13 protein-coding genes are annotated in these 16,895 nt (G+C 67.0%); 7 read left to right on the top strand and 6 right to left on the bottom strand.

The annotated features are described in order from the left end of the window. Window positions 1-171 precede the first annotated feature (171 nt). Window positions 172-1,425, top strand: a complete 1,254-nt coding sequence (locus OCL97_RS10770) for a type III PLP-dependent enzyme (RefSeq protein WP_377370056.1) — start codon at window positions 172-174, stop codon at window positions 1,423-1,425. Between the two features lie 95 nt (window positions 1,426-1,520). Next, entirely contained in the window at window positions 1,521-2,591 is a 1,071-nt protein-coding gene (locus OCL97_RS10765) for a 1,9-bis(guanidino)-5-aza-nonane synthase (RefSeq protein ID WP_305337646.1), read from the top strand. A 57-nt stretch (window positions 2,592-2,648) separates the two neighbouring features. Here the strand turns inward: OCL97_RS10765 and OCL97_RS10760 are convergent, their stop codons facing one another. Continuing rightward, the gene (locus OCL97_RS10760) at window positions 2,649-3,005 is read right to left on the bottom strand and encodes a hypothetical protein (RefSeq protein ID WP_377370054.1); all 357 of its coding nucleotides are present in this window, start codon (window positions 3,003-3,005) and stop codon (window positions 2,649-2,651) included. 133 nt (window positions 3,006-3,138) lie between these two features. On the opposite strand from OCL97_RS10760, the gene OCL97_RS10755 reads away from it, so the two are divergent. After that, the gene (locus OCL97_RS10755) at window positions 3,139-3,960 is read left to right on the top strand and encodes an acid phosphatase (RefSeq protein WP_377370052.1); all 822 of its coding nucleotides are present in this window, start codon (window positions 3,139-3,141) and stop codon (window positions 3,958-3,960) included. A 7-nt stretch (window positions 3,961-3,967) separates the two neighbouring features. Here OCL97_RS10755 and OCL97_RS10750 read toward each other — a convergent pair whose 3' ends face one another. Both OCL97_RS10750 and OCL97_RS10745 read right to left on the bottom strand, forming a co-directional pair. Then, a complete protein-coding gene (locus tag OCL97_RS10750; RefSeq protein ID WP_377370050.1) occupies window positions 3,968-4,738 on the bottom strand; it encodes a molybdopterin-dependent oxidoreductase in 771 nt (256 codons plus the stop codon). Further along, window positions 4,735-5,547 (bottom strand): cytochrome b/b6 domain-containing protein, encoded by an 813-nt coding sequence (locus OCL97_RS10745; protein WP_377370048.1) that lies wholly within the window; start codon window positions 5,545-5,547, stop codon window positions 4,735-4,737. The genes OCL97_RS10750 and OCL97_RS10745 overlap by 4 nt, the downstream gene beginning before the upstream one ends. A gap of 152 nt (window positions 5,548-5,699) precedes the next feature. On the opposite strand from OCL97_RS10745, the gene OCL97_RS10740 reads away from it, so the two are divergent. Continuing rightward, entirely contained in the window at window positions 5,700-6,620 is a 921-nt protein-coding gene (locus OCL97_RS10740; protein ID WP_377370046.1) for a thioesterase family protein, read from the top strand. Here OCL97_RS10740 and OCL97_RS10735 read toward each other — a convergent pair. After that, window positions 6,609-7,499 carry an alpha/beta fold hydrolase gene (locus OCL97_RS10735; RefSeq protein ID WP_377370044.1) on the bottom strand — a complete coding sequence of 297 codons (891 nt, stop codon included), beginning with the start codon at window positions 7,497-7,499 and terminating at the stop codon, window positions 6,609-6,611. The genes OCL97_RS10740 and OCL97_RS10735 overlap by 12 nt on opposite strands. Before the next feature lie 254 nt (window positions 7,500-7,753). On the opposite strand from OCL97_RS10735, the gene OCL97_RS10730 reads away from it, so the two are divergent. The 3 genes from OCL97_RS10730 (at window position 7,754) to mnmD (ending at window position 10,417) form a co-directional block, all read left to right on the top strand. Further along, window positions 7,754-8,053 carry a hypothetical protein gene (locus tag OCL97_RS10730; protein WP_377370042.1) on the top strand — a complete coding sequence of 100 codons (300 nt, stop codon included), beginning with the start codon at window positions 7,754-7,756 and terminating at the stop codon, window positions 8,051-8,053. 188 nt (window positions 8,054-8,241) lie between these two features. Continuing rightward, entirely contained in the window at window positions 8,242-8,535 is a 294-nt protein-coding gene (locus OCL97_RS10725; protein WP_304781464.1) for a hypothetical protein, read from the top strand. A 70-nt stretch (window positions 8,536-8,605) separates the two neighbouring features. Beyond that, window positions 8,606-10,417 carry a tRNA (5-methylaminomethyl-2-thiouridine)(34)-methyltransferase MnmD gene (gene mnmD, locus OCL97_RS10720; protein ID WP_377370040.1) on the top strand — a complete coding sequence of 604 codons (1,812 nt, stop codon included), beginning with the start codon at window positions 8,606-8,608 and terminating at the stop codon, window positions 10,415-10,417. A gap of 282 nt (window positions 10,418-10,699) precedes the next feature. On the opposite strand, the gene OCL97_RS10715 is transcribed toward mnmD, so the two are convergent. Next, window positions 10,700-13,696, bottom strand: a complete 2,997-nt coding sequence (locus tag OCL97_RS10715; RefSeq protein WP_377370038.1) for a TonB-dependent receptor domain-containing protein — start codon at window positions 13,694-13,696, stop codon at window positions 10,700-10,702. Between the two features lie 572 nt (window positions 13,697-14,268). Then, window positions 14,269-16,895: TonB-dependent receptor domain-containing protein (locus tag OCL97_RS10710; protein ID WP_377370036.1), on the bottom strand; the 2,627-nt coding region annotated here is incomplete at its 5' end.

Raw genomic sequence — 16,895 nt, 5'->3', positions numbered from 1 at the left:
CCTCGCAAGCCTTGGCCCGGTCAGGGTTTGCGCGCGATTCACCGCGCCAGAATCAAACCGCTTTACACAGGGGTCATATGCCCTTATTTCACCGCGCTCCGGCGGACCCGAAGTCCTCAAAAGCGCTGCTAACGCCGGCTAGGTTCAACAATCCATTGGGGGTTACGTGAATTGCACACGTATCAAACGCCCCTGGACCTGGTCCGTCAGCGGTCCCCGGAACGTCCTGTCGCAATAGCGCGACCTGACGCGGTGGCCGTCGCGGCGCGCTGGTTCCAGGAAAATTTCCGAGGCGACGTCTTCTACGCCGTAAAGGCCAACCCTTCGCCGTGGGTCATCGAGACCCTCGCGGCCAATGGGGTGACCTCCTTCGATGTGGCTTCGATCCCGGAGATCGAACTGGTCAGCCAGTTCGCGCCGGGCTCGCGCATGGCCTTCATGCACCCGGTGAAGAGCCGGTCTGCGATCTCCCAGGCCTATTTCGACCACGGCGTGCGCACCTTCGCGCTGGATACGCACGAAGAGCTGGCCAAGATTCTTGACGCCACGGGCGGCGCCAAGGACCTCAACCTCATCGTGCGCCTGGCCGTCGCCGCCGAAGGCGCGGCCTATTCCCTGTCGGGCAAGTTCGGGGTCGACACCTTCGAGGCGCCAGGCCTGCTGCTCGCCGCCCGCCGCGCGACCCAGGACCTGATGGGCGTTTCCTTCCATGTCGGCAGCCAGTGCATGCGTCCCACCGCCTACCAGGCGGCCATGACCCAGGCGTCCCGCGCCCTGGTCCGCGCCGGCGTCTTCGCCGACGTGGTGGACGTGGGCGGCGGCTTCCCGTCGATCTATCCCGGGATGGCGCCTCCGGCCCTGGCCGACTACATCGACTCCATCGACCGCGGCTTCGCCGAGATGATGGTGCACGAGACCACCGAGCTGTGGTGCGAACCCGGCCGGGCCCTGGTGGCCGAGGGCTCCTCGATCCTCACCAAGGTCGAACTGCGCAAGGGCGACGCGCTCTATCTCAACGACGGCTCCTACGGCTCGCTGTTCGACGCCGCCCACACCAAGTGGCCCTTCCCGGTCAAGCTGATCCGCAACGAGGACGGCGAGGCCCGCGAGGTCGAAGGCTCCCTGAAGCCCTACCGCTTCTGGGGTCCCACCTGCGACAGCCTCGACCATATGCCCGGCCCCTTCTGGCTGCCCGAAGACGTCCGTGAGGGCGACTATGTGGAGATCGGCATGCTGGGCGCCTATGGCGTGGCGATGAACACCCGCTTCAACGGGTTCGGCGACGCCGAGACCATCGAGGTCAACGACGCCCCCATGGCCTCCATGTTCGGCCTGGCCAAGCGCTCGATCTCGGTGCCGAAGACGGAAAACCACAACGTCGTGAAGCTGTCACGGGCGCGCGGGAAGAAGCGTCGGCGGAAATAACCGCCCGCTCAGTTGTTGATGGTCCAGCCGGTCGCTCCGTCCCGGCTGGGCTCCTTTTCCACGGACGGGCGCTCAAACTCCTGAGGATCAAGAGAATGAACGCTGACGTTCAAAACACGAACCGCAAGGCCGAGCTGCTCTCGACCACCGTCGAGCACGTGAGCATCGACCAGTACGACGCCCGTCCGATCATCGACTCGATGCGGCAGATGAGCTTCACCAGCCGCGACACCGCACGCGCCGCCGACATCCTGACCATGGCCCTGGAAGACAAGGCCTGCTCCACCTGGCTCACCCTGGCGGGCTCCACCAGCGCCGGCGGCTGCATGCATATCTATCGCGACATGCTGAAGTTCGGCCTGATCGACTGCGTGGTCTCCACCGGCGCCTCGATCGTGGACATGGATTTCTTCGAGGCCCTGGGCTTCAAGCACTACCAGTCCAAGCCCCAGGACCCGGTCGACGACCGCGACCTGCGCGCCCTCTATATCGACCGCATCTACGACACCTATATCGACGAGGAAGAGCTTCAGAACTGCGACGACGTCATCTTCCAGCTCTGCAACATGCTGGAGCCGCGCCCCTATTCGAGCCGTGAGTTCATCTGGGAGATGGGCAAGTGGCTGGCCGACGGCAACGCCAAGAAGCAGGGCTCGCTGATCGAGACGGCCTACGAGCTCGACATCCCCATCTTCTGCCCGGCCTTCACCGACTCCTCGGCCGGCTTTGGCCTGGTGAAGCACCAGGTGGAGAACATGAAGGCGGGCAAGCCCTACCTGACCATCGACTCCGTCGCCGACTTCCGCGAGTTGACCGACGTCAAGATCGCGGCGGGCACGACGGGCCTGTTCATGGTGGGCGGCGGGGTTCCCAAGAACTTCGCCCAGGACACCGTGGTCTGCGCCGAAATCCTCGGCCACGAGGTCGATATGCACAAGTACGCTATCCAGATCACGGTGGCCGATGTGCGTGACGGGGCCTGCTCCTCCTCGACGCTGAAGGAGGCCTGCTCCTGGGGCAAGGTCGACGTCACCTGGGAACAGATGGTGTTCGCCGAGGCCAGCACCGTGGTGCCGCTGATCGCGTCAGACGCCTGGCACCGGGGCGCCTGGAAGACCCGCGAAAAGCCTCGCTGGGCGAAGCTTTTCCAGAAGATCGCGAAGTAGCAGACAGGTCGGCCGCCATCGCCCGCGCGATGGCGGCCGTGGTTTGCGATCCTGACCTCAGGACCGGTCGTCGGCGATCCGGGGCGGTGGACGAGCCTCGCTGTCACCGCCGCTCAAGGCGATCATGACGCGCCCGAGGTTCAGCATCACCGTGGCGGGATGGATCCGGAACGGTCTGGGCAGGAAGACGGCCACCCCCGCAAGCAGCAGCAGGGCGGGCGACAGCAGGACCAGCACCGGAACAAGCGGCAGCCAGGGATTGAGCCTGCGCCGGCCAGGCTTGCGCACGCGCGGCACGACCCGCCAGCGGAGCAGTTCGGCGCGGGCGCGCATCACGGCAAGCTGACGCGGCGCCTTCGGGGGGCTCGGACTGACCACCTCGGAGGGCGGAGCTGGGGTCGGAAGCGGGTCCACTCGTCTGCCTTGGATTTCCTGGTGACCCTAACCCAGGACCTGACGCCATCCCACCACAGAAAGCCCGCCAGCTTCGGCGTTGCGTCGGCGGTGCGCATGGGCATGATGTCCCAACAGAACAAGGGAGCGGGAAATGCGCCGTACACTGATCGGTTTAAGCCTAACGGGCGTCCTGGCCGCCGCCAGCGTCGCGCTGGCCCAGCCGGCGCCCGCCGTGGCGCCCTCCCCGCCCCGGGGCCTGCCCACCGGCTATCTCAACGCCCAGACCTGGCCGGCCGCGGCCCTGATCCTGCCTCCGGCCCCGGCCACCGGCTCGGCCCGGGAGGCGGAGGACCAGGCGGTGTTCAAGGCCACCCGCAGCCTTGAGGGCTCCCCTCGATGGTCGCTGGCCCAGAACGACGTCCCTTCCCTGCCCGCCAACATGCTGACGTCCTTCAGTTGCGCCGTGGGCGTGCAGATGTCTCCCGACGCCACGCCGAAAATGATGTCCATGCTCACCCGGATGGGGATCGACGCCAGCCGGCAGGTCTCCAGCGTCAAGGATGTGTTCAAGCGCCAGCGGCCCTATCTGATCGCGGGCGAGGGCAATATCTGCGCGCCGAAGACGGAATCCCTGGCCGCCAGCCCCGACTACCCCTCGGGCCATGCGACCTGGGGCTGGGCCGTGGCCATGTTCCTGGCCGAACTGGCGCCTGACCAAGCGACCCCGATCCTGATGCGCGGCCGCGCCTTCGGCGAGAGCCGGGTGGTCTGTGGCGTGCACAGCGTCAGCGCCGTGGAGGCGGGGCGCACCAATGCCGGCGCCATCCTGGCGACCTGGCGCGGAGACCCTGCCTTCCGCGCCGACCTGGAGGGCGTCCGCGCCGAGCTTGAGGCCCTCCGCAAGACAGGCGCGAAACCCGACGCGGCCATGTGCAAGGCCGAGGCCGAACAGACCGCCAAGACCCCCTGGTAGGGCCAGGTCAGATTCCGGCGTACCACTCGTAGCCGCGGTCTTCCCAGAAGCCGCCCTTGCCCGCCCCGAGATGGGCGAAGTCGGCGACGGCCTCGACGCGCATGACGTACTTGGCGTGCTTGTAGCCGAGCTGGCGTTCGACCCGCAGCCTCAGGGGCGCGCCGTGGGCCACCGGCAGGACCGACCCATTCATCTCGTAGGCCAGGATCGTCTGCGGATGATAGGCGTCTATCAGGTCGATGCTCTCATAGTAGCGGCCGTTCGGCCCCGCGCCGCCCAGGCTGTCGGCGCAGTGGAAGACGATATAGCGCGCGTCCTCCTTCAGGCCGGCCAGGTCCAGTAAAGGCCCCAGGCGCGCGCCCTTCCACTTGCCGATGCTGGACCAACCCTCGACGCAGTCATGGCGGGTGATCTGGGTTCGGGAGGTCAGCGCCCGGACCTGGGCGAGGTTCAGGGACAGGGGCGTGTCCACGAGGCCGTCCACCACCAGCCTGTAGTCGGAAAAGCCGTCCAACAGCAGCTTGCGGTACTCCGGGTCGCCAGGGCTGATCGAGCCGTTGGCGCGGAAATCGCTGCTGATATCGGCCTCACTGAACTCCGGCGCCAGGGCGCTGCGGCTGATCAGCAGGCGCTGGGCGCGCAGCGTCAGGCCCTCGGCGCTGCGCAGGGTAGCCCGAACACGGGGGTCGTCATTGACCTTGTTGCAGGCGGTCAGCCAGAGGCCCGCGGCGCCGGCGGCCGCGCCCTTGAGCCAGCCGCGACGGGTGTCAGCGCTCATCGGGGGTCTCCCTCGACATCTATGGCGTAGCGCCCGGTGATCATGGAGCGCAGGTTGTTCCAGACGCCGGACAACAGGACCATGGCGACGTGGACCAGGGCGAAGGCGACGATCAGGCCTGCGCAGATGAAGTGGATCGTCCGGGCCGACTGCCGCCCGCCGAACACCGCCGGCAGCCACGGCTGCCCCGCGTCCACAGCCGGCGACATGGTCAGGCCGGTCAGCACCATCAGCGGCAGGACGATCAGCACCATCCCGCCATAGGCCAGCTTCTGCAGGGCGTTGTAGCGCCTGGCCTCATCGCCCTTGGCGAACCGCAGGCGGGCGTGGTCGAGGATCTCCCGCAAGAGATGGCGCGGCGCCAGCTGGTCCCGGGTCGGCAGCAGGTCACGGCGGATGTGGCCGTTCAGGCTGTTGGTGGAGAGATAGACCAGCCCGTTGAGAACCAGGAGCCAGGCGAAGAAGAAGTGCCAGCGTCGGCCCGCCGCTAGGTCGCGATAGCCGGGCGCCGTGGACCAGGACGGAAACCCGCGCTTTTCGCCGTCTGAGAAGCCAAACAGGCCGGTGGTCTCCAGGGTGAGCGGCCCTACCTTGGTCACCCCGATCATCCGCTCACCGCGGTCGACGGCGGTCATGGACACCCAAGGATCGGCGAAGGTCGATGTCTGGCCCCAGTAGAGGGCCGGGTGGGCGTTGAAGATCTGCAGGCCGCTCATCAACAGAAGGATCAGCGCCATGGCGTTGATCCAGTGGGTGACGCGGGTGACCACGCTGTGTCGATAGACCAGAACCTTCATCGGCGGCGGCATGTGGCGGTCTTCCCTGGGGCCTTCAGCTTCGCACGATGACGATACGGCGGCGATGGCGCGCTGGACGAGCTTGAGCAGGAATTCGACGCCCGCCCCCTGTCGGTTACAGGTGAGCTCCCATAAGTTCGCCGCCTGCAACGAGGGATGGGCGCGTGATCGAGGTCTGGGGCGGCGGGGTCAACACCTGGGAATGCGACGAGATGGGGCACCTGAACGTCCGGTTCTGGGTCGCCAAATCCTTCGAGGGGATCGCCGGCCTGGCGGCGCAGCTGGGCATGCCGCGGGCCTTCACCGCCGGCGCGGAGTCGACCTTGGTGGTCCGCGAACAGCATATCCGTTTTCTGCGCGAGGCTCGCGCCGGCGCCGGGCTGATCATGACCGGCGGGGTGGTGGAGATGGGGGAGACCGACGCCCGCCTGCTGCTGGTGATCCGCCACCTGTCAGGAGAGCCGGCCGCCACCTTCCAGGTCGTGGTCTCCCATGTCACCAGCACAGATCTGCGCGCCTTCCCGTGGCCGGCCCGCATTCGTCGTGCCGCCGATGCGCTGCGGGTCGAGATCCCCGCCTACGCCGCGGCCCGCGGTCTCGACCTGGCGCCGGTCCAACCCATGGCCAGCCACGCCAAGGCCCTGGAGCTGAACCTGACCCGCATCGGCATGGGGGTGATCGCGCCGGCGGAGTGCGATGTGTTCGGCCGCATGCGTGGCGAGATGTTCATCGGCCGAGTGTCGGACGGCGTGAACAGGCTGTTTGGTGAGACCCGGCCCGGGCCTGAACCGGTCTCGGGTGAGCCGCCCCCGAACATCGGTGGAGCGGTGCTGGAATACCGGGTGCTGCACCTCGACTGGCCGCGCGCCGGCGATTCCGTCGAACTGCGGTCAGGCTTCGCCGCCGTGGAGGCCCGCACCCGCCGGGTGATGCACTGGATGGTCGACCCGGTCAGCGGACGGGCCTGGGCCAGCGCCGAAGCTGTGGTGATCAGCTTTGATCTCGACGCCCGCAAGGTGGTCGATATCCCGCCGGCGGCCCAGGCGGTCTACCGCGACCAGCTCACCCCGGGCCTAGGGCTTTGACGCCGCGGTCCTGAGCGCGCGCGCCACCACGTCCGGGCGCTCCATGGGCAGGAAGTGGGTCGTACCCGGCACGGTCTCCAGTGTGATCCGCCCCGAGGCGGCGAGTTCCGCCTCATGGCCTTCGACCCGGCAGGTGGAGCCGTTTTCGGCGCGGAAGATGGTGATGGGCGCCGTGGAGCGCGCGAAGGCGTCCCAGGTGTCGTGGGCCTGCGACGTGAAGTTGGAAGCCTCCCACTCCGGAGCGCAGGTCAGCTCCACCTGGCCGTCAGGCCGCTCCCGGAAACCATCGGCGACGTAGTCGGCCAGCATGGCGGGCGTCCAGCTCTTGAAGGCGCCGCGGCCAGTATAGGCCTCGACCACCGCCTGGTGGCTCGGAAAGACCGCGCGGCGACGCATGGCGCCCTGGACCAGGGGCGATTCGATGGGCTCCCCCCCCGCATTGGCCGCGATGGCCTCGGGGCTGAGGACCACCGGGTCGAACATGACGAGGCTCTTGACCCGGCCGGCCGCCTCGGCGCTGGCCAGGATGCTGGCGGTGCCCCCCATGGAGTGCCCTCCCAGAACCACGTTCCTGAGGTCGAGCGCCTCGAGCAGCGCCAGCAGATCGTCGCGCAGGCCGTACCAAGACGTCCGCCCCTCCATCTCCGGCTTCAAGCCGGAACGGCCATGACCGCGCTGATCAATGGCCAGGACGTGGAAGTCCGCGGCGAGGGGAGCCAGGATGCTCGCATAGGCCCGGGCGTTGAAGCCATTGGCGTGGGTGAAGAGGATATCGACGGGCCGCCCGGCCGGACCGAATTCCAGCGCCGACATCTCCCCACCCCGGCTGGGCAGGTTGATCCGCACCGCGCGAGGTTCGCGCGCGACCGCAACATCCATGGGACATCTCCTCCGACCGCTCCATATAGCCGCTGAAACCGGCCCGGCCACACCCAAGCCTTCACGCGAGGCGTGATCGCCAAATCGAGGAATTCAAAGGGGTTGAGGCTTGGCTGGAGAAAAGTGATCACGAGAGCGTGAATTAAAGCCTTGCCCTCGGGGCGAACCACGGCATATTCGTGCCTTGCGCTTGCGGCGTTCCCATCCGGGGGCGAGTCGGGCGCTTCTTCACCTCCGTTTCCTAGGGGACCAGCATGACCTCCGAACTCCTTCGCAAGCTCCTCGTCGCCGGCGCCGCCGTCGCCGCCATCTCCGTCGCCGCCTGCGGCAAGCCCGCTGAAAAGGCCGACGCCGCCGCTGCTGAAGCGACCGACGCCGCCGCCACCGCGACCGACGCCGCCGCCGCCGCGACCGACGCCGCCGCCGCCTCGACCGACGCCGCCGCTGCCGCCGCTGCTCCGGCCGCCGCCGACGCCGCCGCTGCCGCTGCTGCTCCGGCCGCCGCCGAAGCCGCTGCTCCGGCCGCTGCCGCCGCCGAAGCCGCGAAGCACTAAGCTTCGAGCGCATCGCGTTCTACGAAGGGCCGTCCCTCGGGGCGGCCCTTTTGTATAGCCTGATCAAGTTCCGGTGAAGCTGAGCCTTGCCCTCACCGCGAACCCAGGCATATTCCATCTGTTGGGGCCTTCCCGAAGGGGGGCGCCTCTTTGGGTGCTTTCAACCATCAAATCTAAGGATCTGGGACATGACCTCCACCATTCTCCGCAAGCTGCTCGTCGCTTCCGTCGCCGTCGCCGCTCTCTCGGCCGCCGCCTGCTCCAAGCCCGCTGAAAAGACCGAAGCGACCGCCGCCGAGTCGTCGGCCACCGCCGCCGACGCCGCCGCCACCGCGACCGACGCCGCCGCCACCGCTGCCGACGCCGCCGCCGACGCCGCCGCCGCCCCGGCCGCTGCTGACGCCGCCGCGATGGCCGCCGCCCCGGCCGCCGCCGAAGCTGCTGCTCCGGCCGCCGCCGCCGCCGAAGCCGCGAAGCAATAAGCTTCACGACGCATCTGCGTCTACGAAGGGCCGTCCCCTCTGGGGGCGGCCCTTTTCGTTGGCCGGTCCCATGAGCGATCCAACTCCGCCTTCCCCCCTGGTCTGGACCGATGACGGCCAGCCGCGCTCGCGGCTCTACGGCGATGTCTACTTCTCCACCGAGGACGGCTTGGCCGAATCGCGGGCCGTCTTCCTTGCCGGCTGCGGCCTGCCTGGCGCTTGGGCCGGGCGCGGGCGATTCGTGGCAGCGGAACTTGGCTTCGGAACCGGCCTGAATATCCTGGCCTTGCTCGACCTGTGGCGCACGACCCGCGATCCTGGCGCTCACCTGCACATCTTCTCCATCGAGGCCCACCCCTTGGAGGTCGGCGAAGCCCGCCGGGCCCTGTCGGCCTGGCCTGAACTCTCTGACCTCGCGCGCCTGCTGACGGACCGCTGGCCCGGCCAGGCCCGCGGTCTGCACCGGGTCGACCTACCTGAAGTCTCCGCCACGCTGGACCTTGCGGTGATGGACGCCCATGAGGCCCTCGAGGGCTGGGATGGCCGCGCCGACGCCTGGTTCCTCGACGGCTTCTCGCCAGCCCTCAATCCCGGCATGTGGGACGAGGGCCTGATGCTGCTGGTCGCCCAGCGCTCCGCCCCAGGGGCGCGGGCGGCCACCTTCACAGTAGCCGGCGCGGTTCGGCGCGGCCTGCAGGCGGCCGGGTTCGCGGTCGAAAAGCGCCCCGGCCATGGGCGCAAGCGGGAGCGGCTGGAGGCAAGCCTGCCCGGCGCTCGCCTCGCGACGTCTTCGCCCCGGGTCGCGATCGTCGGCGCCGGTATCGCGGGCGCCGGCGCCGCGCGAGCCCTGCGCGCCCTGGGCTGCCAACCCATGCTGATTGAGGCCGAAACCCCGGGCGCCGGGGCCTCGGGCAATCCAGCCGCCCTGGTGACCCCGCGCCTCGACGCCGGTCTCGGGCCTCTGGCCGCCCTCTTCGCCCAAGCCTATGACCGCGCCCTGCGGCTCTATGAAGACACGCCGGACGCCATCCTGTCGCGCGGCGTGCTGCAGTTGGTCGGCGACGAGCGGGACCTTGGCCGATTTGCGAAGATCGCCGCCGCCGACATCTTCGAGCCCGGCGCCCTGGTCCTGCGCGAGCCTGCCGAGGTCAGTCAGACCCTCGGAGAGCCCGCCCCGGCGGCCCTGGACCTGACCGGCGCCCTGTCCATTGCGCCAGCGGCCATCCTGGCCGACTGGTGCGGCGAGATCCGGCTGGCCATGGTGGCTGGCGTCACCTGCCAGAACGGCGTCTGGCGGCTGGTCGCCCCAGACGGCGCGACGATCTGCGAGGCCGAGGCGGTGATCCTGGCGACCGGCCACCAGCCCCTTTGGCCAGAGCCGGGGATCCGCCCCGTGCGGGGTCAGGCCAGTTGGATCGAGGCCCCTGGAGACGTTCAGGCCGCAGCCTGGGGCGGCTATATCCTGCCTACCCGGAACGGCCTGCTGTTCGGCGCCACCCACGACCGCGACGATGCGGCGACCGATGTCCGCCCGGGCGACCACGACCGAAACCGCGCCACTCTGGCGGCGGCCCTTCCCCAGCTCGCCCGGCGGCTCGCGGACCTTCCGGTGGACGGTCGCGCGTCTGTTCGCGCCACCACAGCTGACCATCTTCCCCTTGCGGGCCGCGCGCCGGGCGCGGCGGATGGACTCTTTCTGTTGGGCGGCCTGGGTTCGCGGGGCTTCTGCCTGGCGCCGCTGCTGGCCGAGCATGTGGCGGCCCTGATCCTTGGCGCGCCGTCGCCGCTGCCCAAGGGCGTTTCAGAATTGGTTGATCCGGCTCGCTTTCTTCTCCGCGCGGCGCGGCGCGGCCGCAATTCCGTCTCCCGGGTCCCGCGATAGTCGCCAGGGACGCTCGCCAAAGGATCGACGCGATGAAGCCGCTTGCCCTCCCCCTAACGGCCGGAGCCTTGCTGCTCCCGGCCACCGGTCAGGCTACGGGCCAAGCCACCAGCAGCGCTGCGAGGTTCGCGGGATACGCAAGCTGACGCCCGAGGAGGTCGCCGCCCTGCCATCTCGCGAGAAGCCCTGACAAGGAAGAGGCGCCGCCCAGTTGGACGGCGCCCCTCAGTTGCTTTGGGAAAGTCCGGCGACGGATGCCCGCCGCCGGTCGCGGTGTTGTCGTTAGAAGGTCTTCTTCAGACCCACCTTGAAGACGCGGCCCAGCGGGTTCCCGTTGGTGACGTCATAGTTGTAGTAGCTCTGAGCGAAGGGCGGGTCGGTATCCAGGATGTTCTGGACACTGAGGGTCGCCGTGGTTTCCCAAGGCAGGTCGACCCGCAGGTTCAGGTCGTGCTGCCAGTAGTCGTCCAGCTTCCCGACGCTCTGGTAGGTTCCGGTGCCATAGTTGTAACGGCAGTCGGCGGTCGTGCCGGCTCCGGCATCACCCGGACAGACAGTGCCGGCGATGGTCGTGCCCTCACGATAGAGCAGCTGGTAGCGCAGGTTCCACTTGTCCCCGGCGACGTTGATGAAGGCCGAGGCCCGGGTCTTCGGGAACGAATAGAACTCCCCGATCAGCTCATGCTTGCCGGCGCGATCGATCGCCGGCGCGATGGTCACGGAGCTGTCTTCAAGCAGGGTGGTGGCTCCGCGCTTGTATTCCTTCGTCAGAGTGGCTTCGGCGCCCACGGTCACCTGGGTGTCGTAGAATTCCATTCCGAAGAAGTTGTTGAAGTCATACTGGGCGCGAAGGTCGAAGCCGGAAGTCTTGGTGTCCTGGCCGTTGACGATCTTGATCGTCGCCTGCAGCACATTGGCCTGGGTCGTGCAGATCGCAGCGCCGCCGACATTCACGAAGCGCGCCGCGAAGGCGGGCTTGGCGCAGTTGGTGGCGTTGAGGGCGCCGAGCAACCCGCCTGCATCCTCAGTGATCAGTTCCTTCTTGAAGTCGAAGGTCCAATAGTCGACCGAGGCGGTGAAGCCACCGGCCGTGACGATGGCTCCGAGGTTACCCGTGGTCGCGGTCTCGGGCTCGAGGAACGGGTTGTTCTCCGTCACGACGGCGCGGTAGGAACCCGCGATATTGCGGACACCCTTGCTGCTGCCGGGCGTCAGAGCATTTGCGCCTGGCGCGCGGAAGGTCGTGCCGGCCGAACCGCGGAAGGCCAACCAGTCCGTCGCCTGCCAGCGACCCGAAATCCGCGGATTGGTGGTGGAACCGACATTGCCGCCGAAATCTTCGTGGCGCACGGCGCCGCTGATCTCGAGGTTTTCGAGCACCGGAAGCTTAACCTCGGCGAAGACCGCGCCGACCCGGCGGTCGACGTCACCGTCGGCTTGGGCTCCGAAGAACACGAACGGACCGGTGGGGTTGGCGCATTGGCCCTGCTGGCCGTCGATGGAGTCGACGCAAGGCGTGGCCTGCACGTCGCCCAGATTGGACCAGTCGTCCAGGCTGCGGTTGTAGCGATACTGCGCGCCCGCCGCCCAGGCGATGTTGCCGCCGCCCAGCGCGATGCTGGTTTCCTTGTTGATCACCGCATCGAACACAAGGATCTGGTTGGTCGCCACATTGGTATAGGTGCCGTACAGCCAGGCCTTCATCGCCGGGTCATTGGCGACCGCGGCGTTATAGAAGGGGTTGGTGTTCCCATTGATGGCGCTGGTGGCGATGCCATTGGAGAAGGGGTTGAGGTACTTACAGGCCCCGACGCCCGGTGTGCCGGTGTTGTAGTTGCAGCCCGCACCACCCAGGCCGTTGAAGGCCCGCTGAATGCGGTTCACCAGCAAGTCGTTGGTGGTGACGTCGCTCTTGTTTTCCATGAAGGTCAGGGCGGTGTCCCAACCCATGCCATCGAGGAGGCCGCCGTTGAACCTGCCGTTGAACCCGGCGGAAACCCGGTACTGGGTCTGCTCGATCTGCTGGTAGTCGGCGCCGTCCGAATTCAGCGGATGGCCCTCGACACCGATCAGGCGCCAAGACGTCTGGCTGGTGGCGACGCCGCCGGCCATTGCAGCGCACTGCGCCGCTGTCAGGGGAGCGGCGCAAGCCGTGCGCAGGGCGATCAGACCGGGGTTGGAAGCCGGCACGAAGAAGCGTGTCTGGTTGTTATAGCCGGGAGCCGCCGTGGATCCAGATGTGTTGGCGGTCGGGAACTGGGTGGTGAGGTTGGCGGGCGAGAGGCGCTGATCCGGCACCGCATTGCGATTCCAGGCGATTTCACCGTGGAAGCGGATGTCGTCGCTCAGGTCGAAGTTGACCTCGCCGTAGAGCTGATAGTGATGCTCTTCGTTCACCAGATCGTTGAAATTGCTGAACTGGTAGCGGCAAAGGGCGCCGCCGGAGGTCACGGGCTTCAGCGTGCCCGAGAGTTCCTGCGAACCAAGGACGTTACAGCCATTGTCTCGGAAGATGGGGGTCGTGCCAGCAGCGTTGGTATACACGCCCGGGCTCGCCGACCCCGACCAGCCGCCGTAGAAGACCGACTCAAACGGACGCACCGCATAGTCGCGATCCTGGGCGTCGAGGCGGCCACGCGCGCGGTAGCCCGCGGTCAGCAGGAGGTTGCCGCTGTCGAAGACCTTCCCGTAGGCGATGCTGGCGTCCCAGTCGCCGCCGTCAGAGTCCTGGATGAAGGCGTAGTTGCCGTTCACCTCGAAGCCGTCGAGGTCCTTGCGGGTGATGAAGTTCACCACGCCGGCCACGGCGTCAGAGCCGTAGGTGGCGGCCGCGCCGTCCTTCAGAATTTCAATACGGCCGATGGCGGCCGTCGGCATGAAGTTCAGATCCTGACCACCACCTTGGAAGGCGGCGGCGGTGGTGTCGGCCAGGCGCCGGCCGTTCATCAGCACCAGGGTGCGGGACGAGCCGAGGCCGCGCAGGTTGATCGAGGCGGTGCCCGCACCGCCGTTGTAGCGGTTGCTCTCACCGAGTGAGGACTGGGCCGCGGTCAGGGTCTTGACCAGCTGCACGACGCTGGGCGCGCCCTGCTTGGCAAGTTCCTGGGTTCCGATGACGTCAACCGGCTGCGCCGCTTTTTCCGACGTTCCGGCGATGAACGATCCGGTGACCACGACCTCTTCAACGACGGTGCTTTCCTGGGCGAGAGCGGAACCCGCTCCAAAGGCCAGGGCGACGGCCAGGATGGACCCGCCGCAGAAATATCTACTCTTCAACATCAATTTGTTCCCCCTCGAGTGTCGCCCTTGAATTCGGCTTGGGCGCTTTTGTCTCATGTGAAGAAAAGATCATCCGGCGCCGCCCTCTGCAGCACCAGGAAATTTTCGGTGATGAAACAGAACGGCGTTATGTGTTGCAGCGCACACTAACTGCTAGGCTGTCGACGATCAGAAGCCTTTGTTTGCATAGAGATACATGGTGCGTAACTCCCCTCATGAGGGCGCCGGTTCCAGATTTTCCTTATGCAACATCAAGTGAAAACGTCGGAGACCCGCGATATACCACCTGAGAGTGCGCCGTGATTTTTGACCTAATCGTCAATAATGGATGGGTGCGGCGCGGCATTGGCGCGAGGCCGACGTTGCATGAAAGACACGGCTAGTGGAGATGTGTTTGGGGCATGCCGTGAGGGAAGCGTCTGGGCGCGCGCACGCCCCGGAGCCCGCCCGGGGCTGATGCTCAAGTGCGCACGAATCACTCCGTGCCCCTGCCGCGCAGGAAAAGAAAACGCCGCCCCGGTGAAGGGGCGGCGCGAGGTGTAGTCCGCTGGGCTCTTGGCCCGGTCGGTATCCTAGAAGCGCTTCTTGACGCCGATGGTGTAGACGCGGCCGAGCGGGTTTCCGCTGCCCGGGTCGTAGTTGTACTGGGTGCCGATTGCGAAAGGCGGCTCCTGGTCAAGGACGTTCATGACCGAGAGGGTCAAGGCCGTATCCCAGGGCAGCTCAGCGCGATAGGTCAGGTCGTGTTGCCAGTACTCGGCGACCTTGGTCGTCGACTTCACCGCCGCGGCGATGTTGATCGAGTTGGGTTCGATCTGGGTCGTCGAGGAGACATGACGGACTTGCCAGCGCAGGTTCTGACCACCGGCCGCCCAGTTCACGTAGGCGTTCGCCCTCAGACGGTTGTAGCCGGTGAACAGCGACGCCCGGTAGGTGCCCGCCCGCTTGATCACGCCGGCGGCGGAGGTGGGCAGACCCTCAATGGTGTAGCCGGTGTCGTCGTAGTTCAGCAGGTAGGTGCCGTCGAAGCCGGTGCTCAGGTCGCCGCCGAACAGTTCGCCGACCTGCAGATTGGCCTGGAAGTCGACCCCGTCGGTCTTCACCTGGCCGCCATTGATATACTGGGTGCGATAGGAGAGCACGGAGGGCCGCCCGCCCGCGCAGCCGGCCGGATCGAACGTGAACCGGGCCGCCAGGGCGGCATTGCCGCACTTGTTGGGTCCCCCGGTGGGGAACATCAGGTTCAACAGGTCCAGGGTGGCTTCGGAGGTCAACTGGTCCTTGAAGTCAAAGTTCCAGTAATCGACCGTGGCGTTGAAGCCGCCGATCTTGACCATGGCGCCGACGCTGTAGGTGAGCGCCGTCTCCGGCTCGAGGTTCGGGTTGCCGTAGAGGTCGTTGGCCCGGTAGGTGCCGCTCGCATTGGTCAGGCCACGCGAAAAATTCGTCGTGGTGATGGTGGCGGCGGCGGCGCGATAGGTGGTGCTGACCGACCCGCGCAGGGCCAACCAGTCCAGAGCCTGCCAACGCAGGGCGGCCTTCGGATTGAAGGTCTCACCCTGGCCTTGGTAGGACTCGTAACGGCCGGCCAGCGAGCCTTCGAGGCTGTCGGTGATCGGCAGGCGGACTTCGAAGAAGCCCGAACCGATCTTCCGATCAACGTCGTAGGGGCGCAGGTTGGCGTTGAACAGGAACGGGCCGTTCGCCGTGGTCGGGCAATAGGGCGTACCGTCGCCGAACGGCGGGCTGTCCACGCAGGGCGTGGCGTTGGCGTCGTAGACAGCGTCCGGATCCTGAACGCGCCGGTCATAGCGGAACTGTGCGCCAGCGGCCCAGGAGATGTTATCCGAACCCCAGAGCTTGAAGTTGGTCTCACCGTTGAAGATCAGGTCGGCGACGAAGAGTTTGTCGGTAATCTCGTTGCGCTGCTCCTCCTCCATCCAATCGAAGACGGCGCCGCGGTTGGCTACGGCGTCGTTCAGGCCGGCAATCGTCGAGCTTGAGCCCACATAGTAGGGATTGGCCGGGACGTTCGAGAGGCTCTGCTGGATCGCGTTGGTGAAGGGGTTGAAGTAGAAGCAGCCCAGGGCGGCGTTACCGGCGTTGGTGGTGAAGTTCGCCGTTTCCGCCGCGGTGCACTGATCGGCGTTGCCGGCCCGGCTGCCGTAGCCGCGGAGGCCGAGCTGCAGGCGGTTCACCGAAGTGTCCTGCAGGTTGTAGTTGAAGTCTTGCTCCTGGTAGGTCAGGCCAAGCTCCCAACCGATGCCATTCTCGAACTTGCCCTTGAACCCGCCCGCGATGCGGAGGGTGTCAATCTTGTACGAGTAGTGGCTGTGACGGTCGGACGTGTACGGATTGCCCGCGAAGCCGAGCGGCCGCCAAGCCGTCTGGCTGCTGGCCACACCATGGAGGGCGGCGTTGGCGGCCTGGCTTTGCGCCGTGGCGAGGCCCTGAGCGCAAGTGGTGGCGTCCACGCCGTAGGGCAACACGGCCCCGGAGCAGTTCGCCGAGGCGATCTGACCGAGCAGGGCGATCAGACCCGGGTTGGTGTTCGGAATGTAGAAGCGTGACTGTTCACCGGTGCCGCCGGCCGGGATCGGGGAGACCCCGCCGCCCGGCGAGGCGCCCGAGGCCAGGATCGGCGCGGGATACTGGTTCGGGCCGGTGATCGCCCAGCTTTGCAGCGGGGTGTTGTGCGAGGCCCAGAGGACCTCGACATTGCCTTGAATGTTGTCGGTGATATCGACGTTCAGCTTGCCGTAGAGCTGGTAGTGGTCCTCATTTTCAACCAGGTTGTCAAAGGCCGTGTACTGGAAGTTGCACGAGGTCGGGCTGACGATGGTGGTGGTCAGAACGTAGGGCGCGCCGCCATTGGCCCCGCAGCCGATGTCCGGCAACGAGCCGGCGAAGGTGGCCGCGCTGTAGCCGGTATTGGGCGAACCCACAGGCGCGGTGGTGGCGGTCTGATACTGGCCGGGGTTGCCGGTGCCGGCCCAGCCGCCCAGCGGGTTTTCGAGATAGCCTTCAGGTCCCGTACGCAGGGCCCAGTCGCGTTCCTTCACGGACATTTCCGACCGGTGGCGATAGCCCGCAGTCAGCAGCAGGTTGGCGCGATCGCCCCTGTAGCCGTAGGCGATGCTGCCTTCGTAGTCGCCGGGCGAACCCGAGATGCCCTGATAGTTGGCGTTGAGTTCAAAGC

Source organism: Phenylobacterium ferrooxidans, from assembly GCF_042714595.1.
GTDB classification, from domain to species: domain Bacteria; phylum Pseudomonadota; class Alphaproteobacteria; order Caulobacterales; family Caulobacteraceae; genus Phenylobacterium; species Phenylobacterium ferrooxidans.
This window is presented reverse-complemented; position numbering and strand designations above follow the sequence as displayed.

Coding starts and splice junctions, on each gene's coding strand:
- OCL97_RS10765 (WP_305337646.1), top strand. CDS start 1,521: ATGAACGCTGACGTTCAAAACACGAACCGCAAGGCCGAGCTGCTCTCG.
- OCL97_RS10755 (WP_377370052.1), top strand. CDS start 3,139: ATGCGCCGTACACTGATCGGTTTAAGCCTAACGGGCGTCCTGGCCGCC.
- OCL97_RS10750 (WP_377370050.1), bottom strand. CDS start 4,738: ATGAGCGCTGACACCCGTCGCGGCTGGCTCAAGGGCGCGGCCGCCGGC.
- OCL97_RS10745 (WP_377370048.1), bottom strand. CDS start 5,547: ATGCCGCCGCCGATGAAGGTTCTGGTCTATCGACACAGCGTGGTCACC.
- OCL97_RS10735 (WP_377370044.1), bottom strand. CDS start 7,499: ATGGATGTTGCGGTCGCGCGCGAACCTCGCGCGGTGCGGATCAACCTG.
- OCL97_RS10730 (WP_377370042.1), top strand. CDS start 7,754: ATGACCTCCGAACTCCTTCGCAAGCTCCTCGTCGCCGGCGCCGCCGTC.
- OCL97_RS10725 (WP_304781464.1), top strand. CDS start 8,242: ATGACCTCCACCATTCTCCGCAAGCTGCTCGTCGCTTCCGTCGCCGTC.
- mnmD (WP_377370040.1), top strand. CDS start 8,606: ATGAGCGATCCAACTCCGCCTTCCCCCCTGGTCTGGACCGATGACGGC.
- OCL97_RS10715 (WP_377370038.1), bottom strand. CDS start 13,696: ATGTTGAAGAGTAGATATTTCTGCGGCGGGTCCATCCTGGCCGTCGCC.